17 protein-coding genes are annotated in these 17,340 nt (G+C 39.9%); 5 read left to right on the forward strand and 12 right to left on the reverse strand.

The window, feature by feature from the left end:
• Positions 1 to 32 precede the first annotated feature (32 nt).
• The 9 genes from MUN88_RS06115 to MUN88_RS06155 all read right to left on the reverse strand — a co-directional run bounded on the left by MUN88_RS06115 (position 33) and on the right by MUN88_RS06155 (position 8,660).
• Positions 33 to 1,154, reverse strand: a complete 1,122-nt coding sequence (locus MUN88_RS06115; protein ID WP_244722186.1) for an NADH-dependent flavin oxidoreductase — start codon at positions 1,152 to 1,154, stop codon at positions 33 to 35.
• Between the two features lie 85 nt (positions 1,155 to 1,239).
• Entirely contained in the window at positions 1,240 to 2,934 is a 1,695-nt protein-coding gene (locus tag MUN88_RS06120; RefSeq protein WP_244722189.1) for a DUF6044 family protein, read from the reverse strand.
• Positions 2,897 to 4,027, reverse strand: coding sequence for a dTDP-4-amino-4,6-dideoxygalactose transaminase (gene rffA, locus MUN88_RS06125; RefSeq protein WP_244722198.1), 1,131 nt, complete (start codon positions 4,025 to 4,027; stop codon positions 2,897 to 2,899). The genes MUN88_RS06120 and rffA overlap by 38 nt, the downstream gene beginning before the upstream one ends.
• A gap of 5 nt (positions 4,028 to 4,032) precedes the next feature.
• Complete coding sequence (locus MUN88_RS06130; RefSeq protein ID WP_244722201.1) at positions 4,033 to 4,389, reverse strand: DMT family transporter; 357 nt, start codon at positions 4,387 to 4,389, stop codon at positions 4,033 to 4,035.
• Between the two features lie 3 nt (positions 4,390 to 4,392).
• The gene (locus MUN88_RS06135) at positions 4,393 to 5,082 is read right to left on the reverse strand and encodes a GNAT family N-acetyltransferase (RefSeq protein ID WP_244722208.1); all 690 of its coding nucleotides are present in this window, start codon (positions 5,080 to 5,082) and stop codon (positions 4,393 to 4,395) included.
• Entirely contained in the window at positions 5,079 to 6,041 is a 963-nt protein-coding gene (locus MUN88_RS06140; protein WP_244722211.1) for a glycosyltransferase family 2 protein, read from the reverse strand. Before MUN88_RS06140 ends, MUN88_RS06135 begins: the two co-directional genes overlap by 4 nt.
• Complete coding sequence (gene rfbB / locus MUN88_RS06145) at positions 6,017 to 7,048, reverse strand: dTDP-glucose 4,6-dehydratase (protein WP_244722214.1); 1,032 nt, start codon at positions 7,046 to 7,048, stop codon at positions 6,017 to 6,019. Before rfbB ends, MUN88_RS06140 begins: the two co-directional genes overlap by 25 nt.
• The gene (rfbA, locus tag MUN88_RS06150) at positions 7,041 to 7,973 is read right to left on the reverse strand and encodes a glucose-1-phosphate thymidylyltransferase RfbA (RefSeq protein ID WP_244722231.1); all 933 of its coding nucleotides are present in this window, start codon (positions 7,971 to 7,973) and stop codon (positions 7,041 to 7,043) included. Before rfbA ends, rfbB begins: the two co-directional genes overlap by 8 nt.
• Before the next feature lie 228 nt (positions 7,974 to 8,201).
• The gene (locus MUN88_RS06155) at positions 8,202 to 8,660 is read right to left on the reverse strand and encodes a flavodoxin (protein WP_244722238.1); all 459 of its coding nucleotides are present in this window, start codon (positions 8,658 to 8,660) and stop codon (positions 8,202 to 8,204) included.
• A gap of 424 nt (positions 8,661 to 9,084) precedes the next feature.
• Here MUN88_RS06155 and MUN88_RS21640 point away from each other — a divergent pair, with 424 nt between their 5' ends.
• A complete protein-coding gene (locus MUN88_RS21640; protein ID WP_256463979.1) occupies positions 9,085 to 9,219 on the forward strand; it encodes a hypothetical protein in 135 nt (44 codons plus the stop codon).
• Between the two features lie 113 nt (positions 9,220 to 9,332).
• The gene (locus tag MUN88_RS06160) at positions 9,333 to 10,301 is read left to right on the forward strand and encodes a tetratricopeptide repeat protein (protein ID WP_244722239.1); all 969 of its coding nucleotides are present in this window, start codon (positions 9,333 to 9,335) and stop codon (positions 10,299 to 10,301) included.
• Positions 10,302 to 10,655: 354 nt separating this feature from the next.
• Here the strand turns inward: MUN88_RS06160 and MUN88_RS06165 are convergent, their stop codons facing one another.
• Positions 10,656 to 10,802, reverse strand: coding sequence for a BH0509 family protein (locus tag MUN88_RS06165; protein WP_244722240.1), 147 nt, complete (start codon positions 10,800 to 10,802; stop codon positions 10,656 to 10,658).
• A gap of 634 nt (positions 10,803 to 11,436) precedes the next feature.
• Here MUN88_RS06165 and MUN88_RS06170 point away from each other — a divergent pair.
• Together MUN88_RS06170 and MUN88_RS06175 are read left to right on the forward strand one after the other, a co-directional pair.
• A complete protein-coding gene (locus MUN88_RS06170; RefSeq protein ID WP_244724347.1) occupies positions 11,437 to 13,365 on the forward strand; it encodes a heavy metal translocating P-type ATPase in 1,929 nt (642 codons plus the stop codon).
• A 430-nt stretch (positions 13,366 to 13,795) separates the two neighbouring features.
• The gene (locus MUN88_RS06175) at positions 13,796 to 14,392 is read left to right on the forward strand and encodes a tetratricopeptide repeat protein (protein ID WP_244722243.1); all 597 of its coding nucleotides are present in this window, start codon (positions 13,796 to 13,798) and stop codon (positions 14,390 to 14,392) included.
• A gap of 281 nt (positions 14,393 to 14,673) precedes the next feature.
• On the opposite strand, the gene MUN88_RS06180 is transcribed toward MUN88_RS06175, so the two are convergent.
• Together MUN88_RS06180 and MUN88_RS06185 are read right to left on the reverse strand one after the other, a co-directional pair.
• Positions 14,674 to 15,333: a hypothetical protein gene (locus MUN88_RS06180; protein ID WP_244722245.1), complete on the reverse strand. Its 660-nt coding sequence runs from the start codon at positions 15,331 to 15,333 to the stop codon at positions 14,674 to 14,676.
• Positions 15,334 to 15,422: 89 nt separating this feature from the next.
• Positions 15,423 to 16,223 carry a DUF4915 domain-containing protein gene (locus MUN88_RS06185; protein ID WP_244722248.1) on the reverse strand — a complete coding sequence of 267 codons (801 nt, stop codon included), beginning with the start codon at positions 16,221 to 16,223 and terminating at the stop codon, positions 15,423 to 15,425.
• 381 nt (positions 16,224 to 16,604) lie between these two features.
• Here MUN88_RS06185 and MUN88_RS06190 point away from each other — a divergent pair, with 381 nt between their 5' ends.
• Positions 16,605 to 17,141: a hypothetical protein gene (locus MUN88_RS06190; protein WP_244722250.1), complete on the forward strand. Its 537-nt coding sequence runs from the start codon at positions 16,605 to 16,607 to the stop codon at positions 17,139 to 17,141.
• Positions 17,142 to 17,340: the final 199 nt, after the last annotated feature.

Raw genomic sequence — 17,340 nt, forward strand, 5'->3', positions numbered from 1 at the left:
CTCATCGCTATTCACTTCCAATTTTCTTTCGATTACACACCAGGAAACCAGCCAGGTGCGTTCATAATCGCATTCCATAGCGGATCGGGTACAACTAATTCCTCTTGCTTCGATTTGTCGATTTCCGTGACTATTTCATCTTCTTTCCCTTCCGCTATTTTCTGTACCCAATTTGGATCAATAATGATGCCTCTTCCCAATGCAAGAAGTGGCACACCTGTTTCAAACGCTTTTCGTGCATCTTCCGCTGTATAGATCGAACCGACGCCCATGAGCGGGATACGATTATTTATGGTTTCAAGCAGGTAATCGATTCGTGTCCGATTGATATCCTCTACACCTCTTCTCGCTTTGGAGAAAAAGTCCATCAAGGAAACGTGTAAATAATCTAAGTTTTTATCTGATAACAGATCAACCAATGCCAGTGTTTCTGTCATGGTAATGCCATTTTCCTCAGGCTCTTCCGGAGAAAAACGGTATCCGACAATAAAGGAGTCGTCTGCATGCTCTGCCACTACACGCTCTATTTCATCAACAATAGCAAGCGGGAAGGTCATGCGTTTTTCCAGGCTTCCGCCAAAACGGTCATTACGCTGATTAGAATGAGGTGAGAAGAATTGTTGGATTAAATAGCCGTTTGCCCCGTGGATCTCCACTCCGTCGAAACCTGCTTCAATTGCGCGGCGCGTCGTATCTCCGAAAGCTTTAATAATTTCTTCCACTTCCGCTTCCTTTAAAGGCCGAGGGGTCGCGGCATTTTCTCCAACGGAAACGTCACTTGCACTGACAACATCACCATCTGGAACGAGATCTGGTGGACACATTTTGCCACCGTGGAAAATTTGCAGGATGGCTTTTGCACCTTGCTCCTGAATTCCTTTTGCTAATTTGCTCAGGCTTGGGATCATATCATCACTGTCTGCGGCAAATTCATTCGGAAATCCTTTGCCGTTCGGTGTAACGTAAGTACAAGCCGTGATCACCATGCTTACACCTTTAGAGCGGTGGGCATAATAATCGACTTCTGCATCTGTTACCGTGCCATCAGGGTTAGATGAAAAGTTCGTCATCGGTGCCATCACTAATCTATTTTTTATTTCAACTCCATTTTTGAATGTGAATGGAGAGAACAGTTTGTTATATTTTGGGTTCATTCATTAATTCCTCCTTGTCAATAATAAAACAAGGATAGTACATTCCTGTATTATTGTATAACAATCTGCTCGTAATCAATACCAATCACTTCAACGAATAAAGTCGAATTTCCCAAGGCGAATGCTCATTTTCAAAGGTTTCTTCATACGCCAGCCCCAGCTCCTGATAGTTCTCAATTGGCACTGCTGATAAAATATAATCCCCACCAAGCTCTTTCAGGGTACTGGTGTCGATATCAAGTTTTTCAATTGCCGTATCATCATTTTTGGTAAACATATAATCCTTTCCAAGCTCTGCAGAATACATATAAAGTCTGCCACCCCAGGAATCGAAATAATTTTCCAAAGCAGGGCTTTTCGCAAGCTCTCCAGCTATCACTTCTCTGAATGCTTGTTTGTACACTAACGGGAACGTGTTATTGTAGGTATCCAGTGTATAGAAGCCATTGTATTGGGCGATTGTTGGGTGCATACCAATACTGACAACTCTATAATCGGAAGGATCCTTATTAATATAGCTTTCAATCTCATCAAACAAATCCTCTGAGTAGAATTCGGAAAAAGTAGGAGTATGGAGCTCACTGTATTTCAGTTCTCCCGAAAGTCCGAACAGATGATAGCATTGTAAAGCCACTAACACAATCACAAGCAGTTTTCCGATTTTAAGATATTTCCACAAGATAGTCAGCGCTAATGCAAAACAAACATACCAAATAATCGGGTCCAAAAAATGAACTCTGGAGAAATTAAACGTATTGGCAATCATGAAGTGATCTTTCACCACACGCCATCCTTCCCAGTACCAGAAGGCATACCAGAAGGAGAGAGCAAGATTTGCTGTAAACAATGTCATCAAAAGCCGTGGCTGAATATTACTTTTATACATGGCGACCAAGAGAGCGATTAAAATGACGGGAATGATAATATATGCCTGATGCGCCTCATCATGGGTATGGCCATAGAGAAAATTCTCCCAGGCTAATTGATAACTCCGCTCAAATGTGTTGTGACCTAGGTCAAGCTCCTCACGATGAGAAGTAAACCCGGCGTCCAAAAACATCGAGGTAATTAACAAGTAATTTTTCACGACATAAATGCCCGTCATCGCAGCTATCGCCGAGAAGAATGCGCCATTTATTTGTTTCGTGCGGAACCAGTCGATTAGCCAGAGCAAGCCCATCAAGGCAAGGAAAAAGACAAAGCTTAAGACGAAATTAGATAAAAACGGGATGAGCATTAATACAAGCCAAACGTATGTCGGAGTGTTTTTCCTATTTTTCCTTATTGTCAGAAACAGATAAAGCGCTAATGGAATACCTGCGATAGATAGTGCGCCCGATGGCCAAAATGGAAGCAGGGCAAAAGCCAGGGAAGCCCCCGCCAGGATCCATTGCGATTGTTCTTTTCTGAATACAAAGCGGCTTAGCAGCAAATACATACCAAAAAAGGCGGTAAACCGCATAATCGATTGACTGATCGTGTAAGCTGTCATTGGTTCAAAGACGACATATAGCCAAACGACGGCGTCAAATGGGGAAGCGAGCGCACTTCTCGGCAAGCCGTTAATGGCGTTCGGCAGAAGTGTATCCTTCCACGTGAAAATTTGACCACTTTCTGCCAACATCTTATACCAGACAATATTGGAGTCCATATTATCGTGCACCCGGATGTGCGTATCTTCCCCTAATATATAATAGGGAAGAAGGTAGCCAATCATGATAAAACATGCCAGCCAGAGATATTTATACTTGATAAAATTGTTGAATAGATTCGACCACATGATGTATATCCTCTTTCCTTATTCCGTAATATAGCGGAAGACGCAGAAGCTTTTCGCTATGCACAGTGGTGTAACGATCTTCCCCGATAAATTCCCCGAATTGTTTACCTGCCTGTGAGGAATGGAGTGGTATATAATGGGTTACTGCCATTACCCCATCCTCTTTTAAGTGTTGGATTAACTGGGAGCATTGCGTCTTGTCTTTTGTTTTGATATAAAACATATGCGCATTATGCTGACAGTCTTCTGGGATATAAGGCAAATCGATATATCCGTTGTCTGCTAGTGTTGTTAAACCTTCCTGATAAAGATTCCATGCCCGTAGTCGATCCTGATTGATCCTATCTGCATGTTCGAGCTGTACAGACAAATAAGCGGCATTTAATTCGCTCAACAGGTAGGAGGATCCCAGGTCCCGCCACGTATATTTGTCTACCATTCCTTTGACAAACTGTGAACGATCGGTACCTTTTTCCTGAAGGATTTCAGCCCGTTCCACAAGAGATCGATCATTGACGATCAGAACGCCCCCTTCTCCACAGGTATAGTTCTTCGTCTCATGAAAACTGTACGTACCTAAATGTCCAATCGTGCCGAGTGGTTTCCCTTTGTACTCACTCATCAGTCCTTGTGCGGCATCCTCTATTACCCAGAGATTGTGCTTAGCGGCCAGTGCCATAATCGCATCCATATCACAGGATACTCCGGCATAATGCACAATTACGATGGCTTTCGTCCGATTCGTGATTGCCTTGGCGATTTGTTCTGGATCGATATTCATTGTTTCGGCTCTCACATCAACGAATCTGATCCTTGCTCCTCGTAATGCAAAAGCGTTGGCCGTCGAAACAAAGGTATAGGAAGGTATGATTACCTCATCTTCCTCCGCTACTTCGGTCAATAACGCCGTCATCTCCAGTGCAGCGGTACAGGAAGGAGTAAGGATGGCTTTATGGCATCCTAATCTTTCTTCAAACCAGGTAGTGCATCTATGACCAAACGGACCATTTCCCGAAAGTTTATCTTGCTCTAAAACTTGTTGGATGGCTTCTTTTTCTGTTCCTATTAAACATGGTTTATTAAATGGAATCATTGGTATCACCTCATGACAAGAATTCCTACTATAATGAAGGAAAACCCGATTATTTTCTGCACACTAACAGGTTCCCCGAAAAGGAAGATAGACAGGATAAATACGAGCACAAAGGACAAACTCATAAACGGATAAGCATAGCTGATATCAAACTTGGACATTGCTGCCATCCAGCTGAGGGCTGCCAGAAAAGCAGCAGCGAATCCTGATAAAATCCAAGGGTTCAACAATAATTGTAAGAGGAATATGATTTTATCTGACCAGACTTCCGGAAGTCCGCCTTGTTTATCCATCGTCCATTTGATGATCAGCTGACCGTAGACCGTAAAGCCGATCGTACAAAAAATATATAAATATCCCATCCGTTATCCTCCATCTGGCAGCGTTCCGTTTAATTTGTGGTAAACATCTACTGCCCCATTTAATCGAAAGCCGAGCGAAATAAAGACGTTCAAAGAGGCAGGATTAGTCGGTGATATCGAAGTGCGCAGCGTATCATGCCCGGTTAATCGAAATTGTTCCTGGACACAGCTACTCGCAAAGGCTGTTGCCAATCCTTTTCCTCGATAATTCCGGTGCATTGCCAGCAACAGGATCTGATCATTCTGGTAGGCAAAGAAGCCTGCCATACTGCCATTTAACTCAAGTGCTAAAATGAGATCCTTGTCGATCAAGTCGTTCACCCAATTGCGGTAGCGAGTATCAGCCATATGATTGGGAATATGGAAATCCCGGTGAAATCGTCCGCCTGCAAATGCTTCTTCTGCGATATCGAGAATGTCTTCTTTACGGAAATCACGTGTGAATCGAATGTTTTCCTGATCGACTCGAATCAGTTTATCCTTTTTGCCGATGGGTTCTATCAACGTATCCGCATAATAAAAGCCATATTTTTTTAAATTGGCGGTATCTGCAAAAGGATCCACTTTTATCGTGAAATGTCCTTCTCGTTTCTTCGTCTCCGCCAGTGCCGCTTCGGAATATTCGTTCAGCTGGTACGTGTCTATGTGAAAATTCCGTTTATCCCATGGGGTCGGTTCAAGATATTTCGTCATCTATAATCACTCCGTTCCTTTTTGTCGTCTGTTTTTTCTCGAATGAGATACAATGGTCTGCCTTTGGTTTCGTTGAAGATTTTACCTATATAAAGGCCGAGCACACCGAAATGGAAGAAAATCAAACCGCCAATAAAGAAGAGCGATACCATCACACTGGTCCATCCTTGTACATGCTCATCCATGAAGAAATAGCGGCAAAATAAATAGACAGCATATAGAAAGGAAACCAAGGAAATCAGAAAACCAAACTGTATCGATAATCTCAGTGGTTTGTTGGATTGTGAGATGATCGCATCTGTCGCTAAATGAATCAGTTTGTACAGGTTATAAGAGGATTTACCCTCTGCTCTGGCATCATGACGAACGGGGATGCTCGTGCTTCTGTACCCCATCCATTTGATAAATAAAGGGAAATAGCGGTTTTGCTCTCTCAATTTTCGAAAGCTTTTGACCACTTTCTGCTCTATGATGCTAAAATTGGCGGTGGAATAATCCGTTGTCTGTCCGCTCAGATAATCGTAAACGCGGTAAAAAAGCTGAGATGATTTTCTTTTGAACCAGTTATCTTGACGGGCCGTACGTTTCGCAAAGACGATATCATAGCCTTCTACCGCTTTATCGTACAGATTCGGAATTTCTTCCGGTCGATCCTGGAGATCGCAGTCCATGACGATGACCCAATCACCTGCTGCATCATCAAGTCCAGCGGTGATAGCGTGATGCTGACCAAAATTTCTGGCAAAATCAATTCCTTTAATGGCATTATCCTGTGCGCTAAGTCGCTTTATTGTCTGCCATGCTTGATCAGGACTAGCATCATTTACTAAGATAATCTCATATTTTGCTGGGATGGACAGGACGGCTGTTTTAATACGGTCGCATAATTCAATCAGACAGGTTTCGCACCCGTAAACAGGGACAACGACCGATATCAGCTGCTTTTCTGCAGATTCCATTGCTTCACATACCATTCTACGGTTTTTTCCAGCCCACGGTCCAGCTCTGCTTTCGGTTCCCAGCCTAATTGTTTGCGCAGCTTGCTGTCATCAACCGCATATCTTCGGTCATGTCCTTTACGATCCTCGGTAAACGTAATGAGTTCTTTGAAGCTCTTCACGTTGAAGTACCCTCTCCTATCAGGCATCTTCTCATCCAATATTCCGCAAATTTTTGTAGCAATTTCGATATTTGTTCGTTCGTTTCCACCGCCTACATTATAACTTTCGTGTGCATTCCCTCTATGATAGATGACATCGAGCGCACTGCAATGATCATGTACATAAAGCCAATCACGCACATTCTCGCCATCTCCATATATCGGGATTTCCTCTCCTGCCAGTGCCTTTCGGATAATGGTCGGGATTAATTTTTCATCATGTTGTCTTGGTCCATAATTGTTGGAGCTCGATGAAATAATGGTATTCATCCCATAGGTATGGCCAAAGCTTTTGACGAGAAAATTTGCACCCGCCTTAGACGCACTGTACGGATTACGCGGATCATATGGCGTATATTCTGAGAATTTTCCATCTGATCCTAGTGATCCGTATACTTCATCCGTCGAAATATGGTGGAATCGTCTTTTCGTAAGCGCGCCTTTTGTCTCCCAATCATTTTTGGCAGCTTGGAGTAACGTTGCTGTGCCTAGTATGTTCGATTCGATAAATACTCTTGAATCTTCTATGGAACGATCAACATGTGATTCAGCAGCAAAATGAATCACGCCATGAATATCGTATTGATCGAATAAATCATGGACCAAACGTTGATCTGCAATATCTCCATGCACAAATTGATAATGGGGGCTATGCGCTACTCCGCTCAAATGATGCTTCGATCCTGCGTATGTAAGCTTATCAATGTTCAGGATATTTGTATTCGAATATTTTTTCATAAAATAGTGAATGAAATTGGAGCCGATGAAGCCGGCTCCGCCTGTAATAAGCATGGTTTTGCTAGTCATTTTCCACTACCCCTAACATTGGATGATGATCAATGGAATCCCAGTATTGTTCGGAATGCTTTCGCTCAGCAATTTCAATCAGGTACTGACCATAATCATTCTTTTCCATTGATTTTCCTTTCTCATACAGTGCTTCTTTCGAGATATAGCTCATGTAAAAGGCGATTTCTTCGAGACAAGCAATTTTGAAGCCCTGTCGCTGTTGTGTCGTTTTCACAAATTCTGAAGCGTCAAATAAAGATTGTTGTGTCCCAGCGTCCATCCATGCGAAACCTCTTCCGAGCAATTCGACATCAAGGTGGTTCCATTTCAAATATTCTTTATTTAAATCCGTAATCTCGAGCTCTCCCCGTGCAGACGGTTTGAGTTTTTTGGCGATTTGGACAGCGCGACGATCATAAATGTACAAGCCCGTCACTGCAAAATCGGATTTAGGATCGTCAGGTTTTTCTTCTAATGATAATACTTTCTTGTGATGATCAAATTCCACCACACCGAAACGGTTTGGATCTTTCACTCGATAACCAAATATAGTAGCATGACGGTGATTTTTTATCGCATTTCGAAGTGTTGTGGTAAACCCTTGCCCGTAAAAAATATTGTCTCCAAGCATAAGTGTTACGTGATCATCCTCGATAAAATCTTCTGCAATCGTCAACGCTTCCGGTATTCCTTTTGGTACCACTTGCTCGCGGTATACTAACGTAATACCCAGTTCTTTTCCGTCACCTAGCAGCTTTTGGAATCGTGGTGTATCTTCTGGAGTACTGATGATCATGATTTCCTTCAGACCAGCTAGCATAAGTACAGATAAGGGATAATAGATCATTGGCTTATCAAAAACAGGTAGTAAATGCTTATTCATACTGTCAGTACTAGGAGAAAGGCGTGTGCCGCTCCCTCCTGCAAGGATAATTCCTTTCATAACAAAACATCCCTTCCTATGGAATCCATCTGTCATACTTATTTCTGTATCTATACAAATATCATTCATTTCTATTCTTTTCCTTGTGGGGATATATTCCAAACTTACAATTATATTTCTTTTTTGTTACATTAGTTTAAAACGAGTTTGGACTGGTATAGGAAGGTGTGATGAGGTGTTCGAAGGAAGAATAAAAGAGGACGAAGATGAAAAATCTCCGCCCAATTATTACGCATACGTATGAAGCTGCTCCACAAACTCTTCAGCAAATTTGCGGCAACGTTTCACATCATCCTGGTCGGGCGTCAGATCTACTTTTAAGTGATAGAGAACATTGGACGCACCGCGTTCTTTAAATCGCTCAGAGAATGTTTCGATAGCGCCGCCGTAATTTGGATACATGGAATCACAGGAACCAAATAATGCTACCACTTTTCCGGTTAAATCAATTTCTTCCATGTCATCATAAAAATCCTCGACTTCATAAGGAATATCACCATCTCCCCATGTGTACGTACCGAACAGTATCGCATCGTAGTCAAGTAAGTCAGTCGCCATCATATCATCCATATCTATTTGAAATTTATGTACATCTAATCCGTGATTAGTAATGTTTGATTCGATGATCTCAGCCATTTCCTCCGTATTACCTGACATACTGCAGAACAATAAGATCACTTTTGGCATGTGCAAATCCCTCCTCTAAGGCTTTCAAATATCATATTAAATGAAAATGATTATCATTGTCAATGAAATTAACCCAGATAAAAGTTGTGAAAGTAAAGCTACGTAAATATGCTCCGCGTCCGGTGGGGGCGGTCTGCTTGCAGTAAGGTGGTAACATTTCTCGAAGCTAACAGATACCGATCAATATGCATTTTCCTACAGCAGTTGTAGAGTCCAAACATGAGCGCAGGCCAACTACGTAGACTCCCGCAGACGCGAAGTGGTTGGCAGGGGCGTATCCCAGCACATTAAACATTTCATAATAATCACATTGCTAGTTTACAAAATCCGTGTATTTTAGGTAGTCATACATATACTTACGCTGGGTTAGGACTAGACGGTATTAAGTCCGGCTTTTCTTAGGATGGAGAGGAACTTATTCTTAGTGAAAAAGGAAGAAAGGAGAGAGAAGAAAGTGTTCCGAAGACGTATAACGATCACCACCGCTTTAGCCATTGACATAACAGAAGATGGTTATGAGCTGACCATTCAAGCGCTAAACCCTGAACCATTAGCATAAGTCAAATTAACTAAATCCACACCCTTTAATGCATGGTTATTGTTTCCAATCAGAACTTCAGGTACAATTACGATGGTTTTTTAAATAAAAAATAATCATCTAGGAGTGGTCATTTGAATAAAAGATTATTGTGGCTTTTATTTTCAATTCTATTTATGGCAGGGTGTAGTGTACTTAGTTCAACGGACCCAGAATTCTCAAGAGAAAATTATGATAGTTGGTATGATAAAGGAGAATATCAAAAAGCATTGAATCATGTCAATGAACGTTTAGAAACATATCCAGAAGATGCGCTTTTATGGAATGAAAAAGGCTATATTCTTATTAGTATGGAGCAATACAATGAAGCATTACAACCATTAGAGAAAGCAATTGAACTTAATGCAGAATTAGACAGCGCCTATAATAATAAAGCATTAGCATATAATGAAACTGGTGAATACGAGCAAGCTATTGTAGCAGCTCAAAAAGCTATTGATCTTAGTGAAGAAGAACCAGAACAATTTATTAACATGGGTAATGCATTATCTTTTCTCGAAAGAGATGAAAAAGCGTTAGAGTACTTCAATAAAGCATTAGCCATTGATGCAAATGCTCCTTATGCTCAATATGGTAAAGGAGTATCGTTATACTTCTTAGGTAAATACGAAGAAGGCATTCCTTACTTTGAAAATTATCTTCATTCCTATCCAAATGATATCGATGCTCTATGGTACCTTGTCTATTCGTATGATACCTTAGGCGACTATATGGAAACGATCCCTTATTTAAATCAGATCATTGATAATCAAAAAGAAAATCCGATCAATACCGTGGACTATAAAGGATTAATGTTAACTTACGCAGGTGAATTGGAGGAAGCTACTACCATTTATGATGGCATTATAGAGCAATACCCCAATGAAGCTATTGGATATTATGGAAAAGGGGTTCTCCAGATTCAACAGGGACAGACAGACAATGGATTACAATCTTTAGAGCAAGCAGTTGCTTTAGATAATAGCTTAAAGGAAACTGCTTATAATGACCCCTTGTTGTCTAGCGTTTACAATGATGAACTGTTCAAGAGGATAGTGGAATAACAGGATTAAAAGTATATTAGTGGGAAGGTATATTCTTTCCCACTTAATTATATCTATATATTACTTCTTCATTTTTCGATTTCTGAAATAACACATTCTAATATTGGACCAATTGTCTGCATTTTACAAAATGTGCCGCTCAACCAGACTTCCCTCCCTCTCGTCCGTTTTTCTAGTTTTACCTACCTGATTTGATTATTAATTACAGCTTGTATAGCAGCGAGTAAGGCATCTCGTTTATTTTAGATTATTACCAGAATACAAAAACCTTACGTCGCAATCGTAAGGTTTTTCTATGCCATTAAAAAACAGCTCCCGGAAAATCACCCAAGAGCTGTGTATAGATTATGGAAATTACATTAAGTCGTATACAGAGTCTTCGAAATAGAGCCAGTGAAAATACTCAATTTGCTCATCAGACATATTGAAGATGGTTTCTTTTGTGAATTTGTTTTTCTCTAACAGGTGTTCCATTTTGTCATTTCTTTCTATTTGGCTCATTTGAATGCCTCCTTGTGCTCCTAAAGGGTTTGGCGCTATGTTTATTAAGCGCTTTCATGTTATATCTTTATTATACATCGCGATATGAGATTATACAAATATCAATTTGTGAACGATTAAATGTGAAGTGATATGTGGTTGTTATCATTTCTTGCATTCGCCTATAGAATATAAACAGTAGTTCCATTGTAGAAGAAATGTCAGCCAATACTGAAAGGCATTAACAAACTTCAATTAAAAAAGTAACCTAATGTAATTGTCCACTCCTTTAAAGTTGGTGCAAATTATATGCCAAAATTTTTGACGGTTTATAATCACCATACGGGGCAACGTAAGTATATTTATGGAGAAAGGCAGAGAATGTTAGCCTGGCACTTGAGCTGACTTTAATAAAAGAGTTAGGAGTTCAATATCAACGGCCTAGGAATTCCACTTTTTAATGAATGGAAGTTTAAATATACCCCACCTAGGTAAAAGTATTATATATAGAGCATATGTACAAAAAAGATTGGAGGGTTTTCCGTTGGTACATGAACACAATGATCATAAGCATGAAAACGAAAGCCATCATAAACAGGAGCATGAGCACCATCACCATGAACATGACAGTCATAAAGGACACGATCATGGAGTCATGGTTGACGAGTTTAAAAAAAGGTTTTTTATATCCTTAATCGTAACCATACCTATATTGTTTTTGTCTCCAATGATTCAAGATTTTATTGGTCTGGACATTTCTTTTCCGTTTGATCAATATGTTTTATTTGGATTGGCAACCTTTGTCTTTTTTTATGGCGGATGGCCATTTTTGACAGGGGCACTAGATGAACTCAAGCAAAAAAATCCGGGCATGATGACGCTGATCGGTTTAGCAATTGTTGTCGCATATGTGTATAGTTCTCTTGTCGTCTTTGGCTGGTCAGGTAGAAATTTCTTTTGGGAACTGGCAACGCTAATTGATATTATGTTACTTGGGCACTGGATTGAAATGAAATCGGTGATGGGAGCTTCGAATGCTTTACAGGAATTAGTGAAACTAATGCCAAATGAAGCTCACCGATTAAAAGAAAATGGTGAAACAGAAGATGTTGCTTTAAATGAACTTTATTCAGACGATTTTGTCCTAGTAAAACCAGGAGAGAAAATCCCCGTTGATGGGATTATTACAGAGGGTAAATCGGCTATTGATGAATCCATGCTGACAGGTGAGTCTGTTCCAGTAGACAAGGAAACGGATGATGAAGTTATCGGAGGTTCCATTAATAAAGAAGGCAGTCTCACCATTCAAGTAAAAAAAACGGGTGCCGATACGTATTTATCTCAAGTTATAGAATTAGTAGAAGAAGCGCAGAATTCCAAATCGCGTGCCCAAGATTTTGCTAATCGGGCAGCTAAGTGGCTCTTTTATTTAGCACTGGGATCGGGTATAACTACCTTTATCGTGTGGATGGTATTAGGGTATTCGTTTGATGTTGCTTTAGAACGAATGGTAACGGTTATGGTTATAACCTGCCCTCACGCGTTAGGTCTTGCCGCTCCACTTGTGGTTGCCGTTTCTACTTCACTGTCTGCTAAAAAAGGACTTTTAATAAGAAATCGTACCCAGTTTGAAAATGCAAGGAACATTGATGCAGTTATTTTTGATAAGACTGGTACTTTAACCAAAGGAGCATTTGGTGTTACCAATATCATACCAAATGAACAAACGGAAATGGATGTATTGTATTGGGCGGCAAGTATTGAGCAAAATTCTGAACATCCTTTGGCTAGAGGTATTGTAGACAAAGCTCGCGAACAGGAGTTAACTCTTGGAAAAGTAGAGGACTTTAATTCCATTACAGGTAAAGGGTTAGTGGGAAATGTGGATGAAAAAGAAGTGAAAGTCATGAGTCCTGGTTATATGGATGCAGAAGGATATACGTATCCTGCAACATCCTTTAATGAGCTCTCAGAAGAGGGAAAAACAGTTGTCTTTGTTTTGCTCGATGATCAATTTATAGGAATGATTGCACTAGCCGACATGGTCCGTGAATCTGCAAAAGAAGCTATAGCAACCCTCAAAACAAATAATATTGACTCCGTCATGCTTACAGGAGATAACCAAAAAGTGGCGAATTGGGTAGCTAAACAGCTGGATATTACAGAAGTATTTGCTGAAGTATTACCTGACCATAAGTCAGATAAGGTAAAGGAAGTCCAGTCCAAAGGAAGAAAAGTCGCGATGACTGGCGATGGAATTAACGATGCCCCGGCTCTCGCTACCGCAGATGTTGGTATTGCTATCGGAAGTGGAACAGATGTAGCGGTAGAAACAGCTGATATAGTGCTTGTGAAAAGCAATCCGAAAGACATTGTTTCGATTGTAAGTCTATCTAAAAACACATATAAGAAAATGGTGCAAAACCTTTGGTGGGCTGCAGGTTATAATATCTTCGCTATTCCTTTGGCGGCTGGGGTTCTAGCTCCAATAGGTATTGTGTTAAGTCCAGCAGTTGGTGCAGTGTTAATGAGCTTAAGTACGGTGGTAGTGGCTATTAACGCTAAGTTATTAAAAGCTGATTAAAATATAGCAGGCAACGCTATTTTTTCTCATTTTTATAACGGTAGAGGTAAAGACCATACGTTTGTTTACCAACAAGCACGCCCTCAGAAAATCATACATGACGTACGCTGTGCCTTATAGTATTTGGTTAGGATAATCCCTCTGATTTTTTACATGGATTATCCTTTTGCTTTGACAGCTGTCGGATCGATAATTGGCATAAGCCGAGGCATCTTAGAAAAAACAACATATAATGATTATATATTTCATTGATGATAGGGATGCCTGGTGAAAATATCGAAACAAAATAGCCATTTATTTCTGAGTTCAACCATCCCTTATGTAGTAAGTACCTAGCATTCATGCCTCACGTTGCTAGAGGATCATGATAAAGGACAAACCACTATGCATGGCCATGGATTGAAGATCATCCGAAGGGAGAGTGTTACACATGTCTGAGAACTATCACAATCAAGATATCGTGTCAAATAAACCAGTAAATGAGGGCAATCATGAAGATGCTGATATAATCCAATCAATTCCACTGCAAGAGTTGCTACATCAAGGGTATACTGCATTTAACAACAATAATTATGGGAATGCACAACAATGGTTCGAAAAAGCAATTAAACAGGAGCCTCACAGTGCGGAAGCTCATGCATGGCTTGCTGCTGTTTACGGTCGTCAAATTGATGCAGCTTGGAGTTTAACAGACAAAATAGAGCTTTTTTCCAAATTAGAAAAAGAGATCACGCTTGCGCTTGAAATAGACGATACGTTGCCACTTGCGAGAAGAATGAATGGTTCTAAATTGTTGAATTCACCGGATATGCTAGGAGGAGACCCTGCTGAAGCGGTCAAGGAGTTCTGTTATTGCATTGAGCAAGGGATGGATGATATCGAAATATGGGTATCCTTGGCTAAATGTTATGTAAAAACAGCTGAACATGCTAAAGCAAAAGAAGCACTAAACAAAGCCTATGCTTTAGATCCAAAGAATGAAGAAGTCCTCCAATTGTGGCAAGATGCTAATAAAGAGGAGATATAGCAAAGAAACCATAGCCGGAGCAGCTATGGTTTTATTGTTGTTTAGGAAATCATAAAATGTTGGACTGTGGATGATTTGAAATCCTGCATCGAGCGACGTCCAGCTCCGAGCGCCAAAAACTAGGCGACTTCACGAATCGCCCTTATGCCCTTGGGCGAAAGTCATCATCGACATCACTTGCTCACCGTGATTCCTTTATCTCAGTTGATTCGTTCCAGTCGCTACGTTTTTTAACGGCGCTCTGCGCTTTTGTTCTTTATCGCATAATTTTGTACGGTCCTTCACATTTTGTTGTTCATTTCACTTTCCACAGCATCAATCACTCTTCTCTTCAAATTTGATAATAGGCGCTCATGTTCAACATCAGGTTTGTCTTCTAACTCTTCTAATTTTATCTCGAGAAGATGTAGAAGATTAGGATCATTGGATTTATTCTTAAGCGTTAGCCAGCATTTACGGGCATTGCCATTTTGACCGATGCGACTGTATAATTCACCTAATTCATAGATCAACTGAAAGTACCTTCTATTGTCAAGAAACCCTTCACCATCTATTTGTCGTTCTATTAGAAAAGTGTAATCTTCAATTGCCGATTGTGAACGTTGAAAATAATCTTCAGGTAATTGATATCCTGCCTTACCCCGTAATAACCGGATCATTCTATGTTGAGGTTCAGCGCTTACCGCCTTATCCAGAAGCTTTAACCCTGATTTTGACCATTTCAATTTATCTAACGGAATGGTCGCATCTCTAGCCACTAAAATCATGGTGCTTCCATGATATGCATCAAAAGGCGGATTGTCTGGGTAGTTAGATCGAACCTGTTCGAGCAGATGGTGTAAATCTTGAACGGCCTTTTTGTTACCAGCTACAGCCTTTTTGTGTAATGAGCTAATTTGCTCTTGTAAAAGTTTGATATTTCCTTCGTTTGTATTTACCAAATGTGTATCCCTCCCTTTTGTTTTTTTAAATACTCCCATTTCATTGGTGTCTGTAAAGCGTTACTGACTTCGTTGCAAGTTCCCTTCTTCTAAACAAAATGAGAATCAAGAATTTGGATTTGGTATACCTGATGTGCTGGCAATGGGATAAAACGCGATATTCTATAGTGAGAATCGTAGACATAGATGCCGCCATCCAGGCAGCAATTTGAGAATTGGTGAGGAATTCGCAAAACATGCCTCATCCTGCTTTGACCGATAAAGATGGTATTGTCTGTTATGGCAAGCCCGCGTGTAAAACCCGGTAATTGAATCGGTTTGTTCTTACCAGTGGAGACACGAAAAGACATAGAGTCACAATAAGCTAGTTCATTTTGATGCATGGAGATCGAATGCGGCATATATAAATCCTTAACCACGACATGTTCCTCAGGATCGACATGGAGTTGTTGGGTCGGATGAAAATCGGTCAAATCAATGGCTGCAACTGCACCGCTTTTGTGCATTGGATCCATATACCATTTGCCATAGGGAGAAAACATAGAAACATATAAAGTATGATCATCCAACCAAATGTCATTAATGTGATGGACGTCTTTGTCCTCTGCATTAAATCGGATCTCGCCTATTCGTGTCAAAGTTTTGGTATCATAGCACCCGATCGCATTTATCGCTGTCTCTACAACCAGCACAACTTGATCATTGAACTTCACGATATCGTGAAAGTCGAGTTTCGGATATTGTTTTTTTTCGACGACTTGAAACTTCTGATCGAAGGTAATGATTTCATTATCGTCGGATGCGATGAATAATCGATCATTAACGATCGTCATACCAGAGCAACTGCCGGTATATAGTTTCTCGAAAGCATTATTTTTAAAATCTAACAAAAATAGGCCACCTCTATCTGTATCACTTGATGGACAACTGATTAATAGACGTGTATGGATATGTTTAAAATCTGGATCATTCTCCAGTCCATATAACAAGGTGGACCCGCCCCTTCCTTAAAATAAAAGTTTTGTGTTAGTACAATATGTGTGATGCTAGGGAATCGCTTGGATGAAATGCCTCATTTTCATCAAATTATATGATTGTCTAAGTGAAGTGGAACAGTATTATCTATCATTATCTTTCATGTAAATAGGTAGCAATCTATTATTCGTTAACATCCACTTCAGTCCAAGCGAAAAATACTATTATTCATAAATATATGGAGAGCCATCGAATAAATAAGTGTAGTAAACGTATATAAGGAGGTTTCCTATTACATGGATGAGGAGCAAAAAACAAGTTCTAATTCACCAGCTGAAGAGGCAAAACTTATGACTGTTACCAATCAGACAAATGATGAGGAATGGAATCAATTTATACGACAAGAGTTAGAGAAGGTCAACAAAAAGGATGGAAAAGAAAAGTCATCTTCGTTGATAAGTAAGGAAGAAATACTTGGTGCGGTTATCGAGAGGATACCTATAGAAGATATGGTCAACTCATCAGTGAAAATGATAAAGGAAAAAGTAGAAACAGAAATAAAAAGAAGAAAGAAAAAGAAACAAACGTCAGAACAAACACAAAAGCAAAGCAAGGGTGAAAATAATCAATCAGCTGAAGAAATAACAAAAGAACAAGGTGAGGATAAATATAATCAATTAGCAGAAGAAACAATAAAAGTCCAAAATAATAATAAAAATAATCAGCTAGCCGAAAAAACGAAAAAGAGCCGAAATAGTAAGTATTTAGACAGGAAAAAACAGCGCCGAAAAGAATTATATAAATTTATTTACGATTACCATAAAATAAGGTAATCGACAAATTAAGAAGACGACCGATATAATTATATTTCATTAACGGTGGTGACTGTTTTAACACACGATATTAACAACAGCTCCTGGATGATCATGCCAAGAGCTGTCTATTTATTTAACAAAATATTACATTTTATTGAATGGCAGTTGACAAGTTCTCTGAATAGCATACAATATAAGTTGGCTCATTTTTTTAGAG

This window comes from Gracilibacillus caseinilyticus (assembly GCF_022919115.1).
In the GTDB taxonomy this organism is placed as follows: Bacteria; Bacillota; Bacilli; order Bacillales; family Amphibacillaceae; genus Gracilibacillus; species Gracilibacillus caseinilyticus.